Below are 7,755 nucleotides of genomic sequence, written 5' to 3'. Positions count from 1 at the left end.
CGCCAGCGGGCTGAGGGCTTTCCGGCTGTTTGCGGTCTAGATGTCGCCAAGCCTAGCTTATAAGCAAACGACGGGAAATCCGGCCTGAAAACCGGGCTCCGTGTACCATGACCCACCTAGCTGCCCCTTTCGAAACGCCTAACGGCCGCCAAGCCGTTTAAATATGTAATGAGTAAGCAGCTGCCGGACGTACAGGCATCCAGCCCCGACGTGAGCGTCGGACTCACCCGGGTGGGTGTGACGGGCGTCGAGAAACTCGTGAAACTTCACCGGCCGGACCAGCGGCCCATCGTTCTGATGGCAGAGTTCGACGTCTTCGTCGACCTTCCGAGTTGGCGGAAGGGCGCCGACATGAGCCGGAACATGGAGGTCGTCGACGAGATGCTCGAAGAGGCGGTCTCCGAGCCCGCGCTTCGCGTCGAGGACATCTGCGGCGACGTCGCCGAGCGCCTGCTGGAGAAACACGAGTACACGACGCAGGCCGAGGTCCGCATGGAAGCCGAGTACATGATTCGCGACGAGACGCCGGCCTCGAAGATGCCGACACAGGCGACGGCCGATATCATCGCTTCGGCGACGGCGAGCGAAGACGGGACCCGCGAGGAGATCGGTTGTCACGTCGTCGGGATGACGGTCTGTCCGTGCTCGCAGGGCATGAGCGAATCGCGGGCCCGGGACGTCCTGCAGGGCCTCGAGGTCGACCGCGAGACCATCGACGAGTTCCTCGACGAGGTCCCCCAGCCGGGCCACTCCCAGCGTGGCCACGCGACGCTGACCGTCGAGACAACGGGTGACCCGAGCGTCGACCTGCGGGAACTCATCGACATCGCGCGGGATTCGATGAGCGCGCGCATCTACAACCTCGCAAAGCGACCCGACGAGGACCACATGACCTACGAGTCACACGCGGACGCGAAGTTCGTCGAGGACTGCGTGCGCGCGATGGCCGAAGGGCTCGTCGAGTCGTACCCCGACCTCGCCGAGGATGCGATCGTCTACATGGAACAGTCCAACGACGAGTCGATCCACCAGCACAACGCCCACGCCGAGCGCGTCGCGGAGTTCAGCCAGTTGAAGCAGGAAGTAAACGGCGACAGCTAATCGGCCCGTGGAAGTCGGACGGTGACTCGGTTGCCGCCGTCGCCGACCGGTTCGAACTGCAGGGAGCCATCCGAGAAGTCGACGATCCAGTAGACGACCCACAGGCCGAGGCCGGTGCCGTGGAACAGATCGGAGAGCTCCGCCGTGCCGAAAAGCGGCTCGACCTCGTAGTCCGGAATCTGGGGGCCGTTATCGACGAAGACGATCTCGACGTTCTCGCCGGCGGTCCGGACGCGAATAGATATCTCGGGGGCCGAGTCGGCGTGTTTCGCGGCGTTTTCGAGTAGTTCGTACAGCGCACGTTCGATCTCCGGGAGGGCGACGGCGGTCGCTGATTCGGGTGCCTCGACGTCGATGTGGGCGTCGGGAAACGTCGAGCGTGCCATCTCGACGGTTTCGCGGACGATCTGACACATATCGAGACGTTGGGGTGACTCGATGTCGATGAGGGTGTCGACGATCTCCCGTTCCTTTTCGGCGGTTGTCAGGAGATCGGTACCGGTCTCGAGTATCGTGTCCATGTTCTTGGCGACCGATGGGCCACCTTCCTCGCGGGCTAACTCCGCGTGGCCCATGATGACGCTGAGGTCGTTTCGGAGGTTGTGCCGGAGGAGGTTGTCCATCACCCGAAGTTGTTGCTCGCGGCGCCGGCGGTCGGTGATATCGCGTGAGAAACCGACGATGCGGGTGACCTCGCCGTCTTCGATGATCGGTTGGGCCTGTACCCACACCCAGCGCTGGTAGTTCCGTCCGGGATGGACGCGGTATTCGGTTTCGATGGCTTCGCCGGCCGAAACCCTGGCCATGACCTCGGCGGCTGCTTCGCGGTCGTCGGGGTGGATGGCTTCGAGAAAGCCCGACGGGTCCGCTTCGACGTGGTCGACCGATTGCCCGTAGACGTCCTCGTAGGCATCGTTGACGAACAGCACTTCCTCCCAGTCGGCCGTGAACATCCAGAGCACGTCCTTGGCGTTGGCGGCGAGTTCCTGCAGGCGTCGTTTCGTCTCCCGGTGGGCGGCCTCGGCTTCCTTCCGGTCGCTGATGTCCCGGGAACTGACGACGTAGCCGTCGAGGGTGGTGTCCTTCCGGTTCAGCATCCTGCTTTCCAACCACACCCACGAGCCGTCCTTGGCTCGATGTCGATACTCGATGGTGTCGGTCCTGTCCTTCTCGGCGACGATGAGCCGTCTGAACGCTTCCAGTACCGTCTCGGTGTCCTCGGGATGGATATGCTCGAAGGCGTTCAGGCCGACGAACTCCTCGGGGGTGTATCCGAGTAATCGTTCGACGGCCGCGTTGGCGTATTTATAAGACCCGCTCTCGTCGATGAGGACGATCTTGTCCTGGGTGAGATCGAGAAGCGTCGACAGGCGCTCGCTGTCTTCCATCGGAGGGGTGACTACCATGTTCGACGGCGAGCATTATGTTGCTTGTGGCTACTTCACACAATAAAGCTCCTGCCAGGAAGGAATGCGGCGCTGAACGGCGGGCTTAAAAGGAGAGCGTCTGGGCTTTCTCCCAGCGGGGCTCGAACTCGGTGCGGACGTTCCCCGCGAACTCGCGGTCCTTGAGGTCTATCATGGCGAAGACCTCCTGACTCTTGAGGGGGTGGGGTACCTCGATGACGACCTCGTTGCGGTCGATGAGCGTGAACGTACCGGAGACGTTCTCGCTGGTGCGAACGGAGAAGTCGTCGTGTTCCATCAGCGAGGTGCGGTAGCGCTCGCCGATGGATTCCGGCAGGACGGGAACGAGGTCGGGTCGCATCAGGAGTTGGACCTCGACGCCGCGTTCGAGGGCGTCGCTCAACTCGTCGAGGATGAGCGTCCCGACGGTGTCGATGTCGAAGAACTGCTCGGTGTAGGTCGAAAGCACCATGACGATGCGGGAATCGGCCGCAGAGAGCCGCTCGACCAGCAGGTCGATTGTTTCGTCGGGGCCGACGGCGGCGGTCCAGAAGGTGTCCTCGACGGGTTCGGCCGTTTCGAGTTCGCCGGTGAGTTCGTCGACGATGTCCTCGTACTGGTTGGCCTTCTCGCTGAGTTCCTGCTTTTTGTCCTCCAGCAGGCGGTCCAGCGCCGTCGTCGGTTCGACGGCGACGTACTTCTTCGGCCGCGAGGCCGACTGGGAACGGATGAGGTTGTACTGCTCGATGCTGTTGAGCACGTCGTAGATGCGGCCCATCGGCACGTCGCTGACGCGCGACAACTCTTTGGCCGTTGTGGGACCGGTTTTTAAAAGTGCACGGTACGCGCGAGCCTCGTACTCCGAAAGCCCGAGATCTCTGAGGCTTGCCATTGTGACTGCTCTCACGCCCGGGGGATATAAACACACCGGGGGTTTTCCAATCGGTGAGTTGTTGATTCGCGACGCGTATCAGAAAGTCGTTATACCGACCCGTATCAGGGCGCCGGCCCGTCGGCGGCCCGTTCGAGCAGTTCGTCGGGGGTTTCGGCAGGTGCGCTCTCCTCGCCCGAGCGGACGACGACGGCGTCGTCACGCTCGCCGGGGACGACGACCTTCTCGTGGTCGGCGATACGGAGCGCGGCCCGATGGAGGTCCGTCCCCGCCGGCGGCGTCCGGACGACGAGCGGGTCGTAGTGGGCGCGAGCGCAGGTGGCGGCGTAGCCGGCCACCTCGACGCCCATGCGGTCGTAGGCGCCTGCAAAGGCCGCCAGCGCATCCGTCGCGGTCTCCATGTATCGGTCCTCGCCGGCCAGCGCCCAGAGGTCGATGAGCGCGTCGGCCATCTCGGCGTTCGTCTCCAGCGGCCGCAGCGGGCGGTCCAGCAGGCCGGCACCGGTCGGGTCGCCGTCGAGGAAGGAATCGTCGGCGGCGACGAGACGGGCGATAGCCTCGTCGGCGATCTCCCGGGCAGGTTCGAGCCAGCCGTCGGGACCGGTCACCTGTGCGGCGGTCGTCAATCCGCCGAGCAGGCGGGCGTGGTCGGCGAGCAGGCCCATCTCGCTGTTCTCGGCGTCGAAGTGGGCAACGTGGCCCTCGGCGACGAGCGTATCGAGGACGTGTTCCAGCGCGCGCTCGGCGTAGCGGGTCGCGCCCTCGTGGTCGGTGACGGCGGCAAAGGAGAGGAGTGCCTCGGCCACCATGCCGTTGCGGTCGGCGAAGACGGTCTCGTCGACGTGTGGCGGGTCGGCCTCCTCGCGGTCCGAGGGGTTCATCGTGTAGTAGTCGTCGTCAGCGGCCTGACTGCCGGCGAAGGCCTCGCCGGTCCAGAGGTTCGTCGTCAGGTAGTCGACCGCTCGCTCGGCGGTGTTCTCGTAGGCGTCCTCGCCGGTGTACAGGTAGCCGGTGGTAAAGGCACGCACGAGGCCGGCGTTCTCGTCGGCCAACTTCTCGCGGTGGGGGTCGCCCCAGTTGCGACTCTCGGCGAACCGATAGAAGCCGCCGTCGTAGGTGTCCTGCAGGTGGGTCCGGACCGCCTCCAGCGTCCGGGTCGCGCGGTCGCGGTCCCGCTTGAGGGCGAACTCGATGGTCCGCGGGAGGGGGAACTTCCCGCCGCTGCCCCAGCCGCCGTACTCGTCGTCGAAGGAGGCCGCGACCTGTTCGACCATGTGGGCCTCGATGTCGGCGGTCACCTCGCCGCTCGGCGGGTTGCTATCGGAGAGGTTCCGCGGGATGCTGCCGGCGGCGGTGCCCTTGGCGTTCCACGACTCGCGGACGCTATCGAGGACGCCGCGCATCGTATCGGGGGCGAGATACGTGGCGCCGGTCAGCACCTCGCCGTCGGGCGTCAGGAAGACGGTCGTCGGAAAGCCGCCCATGTTGTACCGTTCGCGGACGCGAGGGTTGCGGTCGACGTCCACGCGGACGGGGACGAAGCTCTCGCCGATGTTGGCGGCGAGTTTCGGGTCCGAATACGTCTCCTCGTCCATCCGCTCACACCAGTCACACCACGGCGCGGTCAGGCAGGCCAACACGGGCTTTCCGGCCCGATCAGCGACGTCGAAGGCCTCCTGGCCCCACGGCCGCCAGTCGACCAGCGTCCCGTCTCGAAAGGTCATACGACTCCTTTCGCGAGCAGGGCCGAAAGGGCTTCGAAGGCGGCGCCGCGAGAAGAGCGGACGGAAAAACCGATCCGTTATCTGTCGCCCAACACGAGGATGCGCAGGATGTCACCGTAGGCCGGCCGGGTGATGAGCACCCCGATGAGGACGCCGACGATAGTGACGATGGCGAAGCCCTGCAGGTCACCCAACGAGAGGACCGCCAGCGGCGACATGGCGATGATGGTCGTCGCCGCCGCGGCCCCGATGACCCAGAAGGCCTTCCGGAATCGGGACTCGAAGACCTTGGAGGTCCTTACCTCCCCCTGTTGCATGATCTCGTCCGCGATTATCACGAGGTCGTCGACCCCTGTCCCGATGACCGCGATGAAGCCGGCGATGTGCGACAGATCCAACGACAGGCCGACGGCGGCGGCGAAGCCGAGGAGGATGTAGACCTCGGCCGCGGCGGTCACCAGCATCGGCGCGGCGACCTCGGGCTTGCGGTACCGGAGGAAGACGACGAAGGCGACCGCGAGAACGGCGGCGAAGCCGGTCGCGATCGAGAGGGGCTTGAACTGCTGGGCGAGACTCGGCTGGAGGTAGAACGACGTCCCGCGCCCGTCGATGTCCAGCGTCGTTCGGAGGGCGCCCTCACGCATGTTGATCTCGAGCTGGCGGGCCTCCTCCAGCGAGGAGGCGGTCGTCCGGTAGCGGGGGTCCTCGGCCCACGAACCGGAGCGGAACGCGCTCGCGAGGTTATCGTTGACGCCTGCGGCGAAGACGACCTCGCCGTCCAGCGTCGTCAGCAGACAGCGGTCGCCTTCGAGTTCGGGTTTGTTCTCCTCGAGCGAGCGGTTGAGGTCGTAGTTCCGACAGTGGGTGCCGCCCTGCTGGTCGAAGCCGTACTCCTGCATCGACGACTGGAACTCGGGGGCGGCGCTTTCGGAGACCCGAAGCGGGACGTAGGGCGTCCCCTGCTGGTCCTGTTGGGCCGTCCCGATCTCCGAGAAGTCGCTCTGGTCGAGCAGCGAGACGGCGCGATAGGTGCCGTTCTCGGGGTACAGCGCGACGACTTCGACCTGACCGCGGTCGCCGATGATGTCGATGACTTCGGTGCGGTTCGCGCCGGGGACTCGGACCAGCATGAACTGCTGGCCGGGCGAGGAGACCTGCGTCGCCTGCCCACCGCTGAGACCCTGTCCGCTGAGGCGGTTGTTGAGAACGTCCTCGACGCCATCGCGCGTGTCGGCGGTGACGCCCATCCGGACGTCCTCTTCGGTCACGTCGAGGCCGGCTTCCTGCAGGGCGGCCGCGTACTCGGCCTGCGTGATGTTGCCCTCGTAGCGATCCTTGAACAGTTCGACCGTGTTGCTGTCGGCGCTTGCACGCACGTCGCCGGCGCTGACGTTGAGTTCCTGTTGAACGGATCGCTCGATGGCCTGTTCCTCGTCGCGGGTGATCTCCGCTTCGGCGGTCATCCCGACGAGCGGCGCACGGACCTGCGTCCCGCCGGAGAGTTCGAGGCCGAACTGGAGGTTGGTGTACTCGGAGGCAGTCGCCTGGGAGGTCCCGTTTTCGATGTCCTCGCCGCCGCCGCCGAGCAGTTCCCCGAACGGGAAGAGCGCGACGGTACTCACGACGACGAACAGCGCGAGCAGCCAGATACGCCAGTGTTTCTTGATATGCAGTTTCATTTCGCGATCGCCTCGTATTTGTAGTAGCGAAGCAGGCTCACGTTGAGCAGGTAGGTGTTCATCAGGTCAGCCAGCAGGCCGAACGTGAGAACGAGACCGACCTCGGGCAACAGCGGAATCCCGAAGAGGCTGGCGACGAGGGTCATCACGATCATCGCGGAAATGGAGGTGACCGTCATCGTCACACCGGTCCGCATCGCCCGGAACGTCGAGGTGTAGAAATCGCCGTGCCGCCGGAGGATGTGGTTGTTCAAAAGCAGGTCCGAGTCCACGCTGTAACCGATGAGCATCAGGAGCGCGGCGACGGTCCCCAGCGTCAACTCGATGTTGAACAGCCGCATCAGCGCCAGCGGAATCATGATGTCGGAGAAGGCCGATGCCACGACGGCGATGGAGGGGACGAACGTCCGGAACATGAGGAAGACCAACGCCGCCATCCCGGCGAAGGCGATGGCGAGGCCGAGGACGGCCTGCGACTGGGAGTCGGAGGCGAAACTCGCGCTCCGTTCGCCCTGCTGTTGGACGTCGTAACCGGCGTCTTCGGCCTGTGTCACGAGGTCATCGAGGTCCTCGTAGTTCTGCGATTGGAACTCGACGATGTAGGTGTTGCTGGTCGGCGACCCGACCTGTGTGACCCCTTCGACCGGTTCGTCGAACGAGGCTTCGATCTCTTCGGGGGAGTCGTCCGTCTGTATCTGTATTTCCGCACCGCCGGTGAACTCCATGCCGAGTTCGACCGGCGTCCCCGTCACGACGGTAGCGACGGCGAGAATCACCAACGCGGCCGCCAGTAGCCCGAGCGGTATCGCGACCAACTGGCGGTTGGTGTAGTCGGAATAATCGACAGTCGGTACCGACAAGTCCATGCGTTGCGGTGTGGGGGCCCCGCGAATAAGGGTTATCGTTCGTGCGTCGAAGGGGTCGGCCGCGAAACCGCCACAGAGCCCCCGTTT

General features: G+C 64.9%; 6 protein-coding genes. 1 reads left to right on the top strand and 5 read right to left on the bottom strand.

What is annotated here, in order from left to right; all coding sequences use genetic code 11:
- The first annotated feature begins 168 nt into the window (after positions 1-168).
- Positions 169-1,101: a GTP cyclohydrolase MptA gene (gene mptA, locus V5A53_RS11030; RefSeq protein ID WP_332313665.1), complete on the top strand. Its 933-nt coding sequence runs from the start codon at positions 169-171 to the stop codon at positions 1,099-1,101.
- Here the strand turns inward: mptA and V5A53_RS11025 are convergent.
- From V5A53_RS11025 to secF, 5 genes are all read right to left on the bottom strand, one after another.
- Positions 1,098-2,507: a PAS domain S-box protein gene (locus V5A53_RS11025; protein ID WP_332313664.1), complete on the bottom strand. Its 1,410-nt coding sequence runs from the start codon at positions 2,505-2,507 to the stop codon at positions 1,098-1,100. The two genes, mptA and V5A53_RS11025, sit on opposite strands and share 4 nt — an antisense overlap.
- 85 nt (positions 2,508-2,592) lie before the next feature.
- Positions 2,593-3,399 carry a TrmB family transcriptional regulator gene (locus V5A53_RS11020; RefSeq protein WP_332313663.1) on the bottom strand — a complete coding sequence of 269 codons (807 nt, stop codon included), beginning with the start codon at positions 3,397-3,399 and terminating at the stop codon, positions 2,593-2,595.
- Positions 3,400-3,503: 104 nt separating this feature from the next.
- Complete coding sequence (locus V5A53_RS11015; RefSeq protein WP_332313662.1) at positions 3,504-5,123, bottom strand: DUF255 domain-containing protein; 1,620 nt, start codon at positions 5,121-5,123, stop codon at positions 3,504-3,506.
- Between the two features lie 77 nt (positions 5,124-5,200).
- On the bottom strand, positions 5,201-6,802 hold the full coding sequence (locus V5A53_RS11010) for a preprotein translocase subunit SecD (RefSeq protein WP_332313661.1): 1,602 nt from the start codon (positions 6,800-6,802) through the stop codon (positions 5,201-5,203).
- A complete protein-coding gene (gene secF, locus V5A53_RS11005; protein WP_332313660.1) occupies positions 6,799-7,668 on the bottom strand; it encodes a protein translocase subunit SecF in 870 nt (289 codons plus the stop codon). Before secF ends, V5A53_RS11010 begins: the two co-directional genes overlap by 4 nt.
- Between the last annotated feature and the right edge of the window lie 87 nt (positions 7,669-7,755).

This window comes from Natronomonas sp. (assembly GCF_036625485.1).
GTDB lineage: Archaea > Halobacteriota > Halobacteria > Halobacteriales > Haloarculaceae > Natronomonas.
The sequence above is the reverse complement of the archived record's forward strand: the minus strand, read 5'-3'. Positions and strand labels throughout refer to the sequence as shown.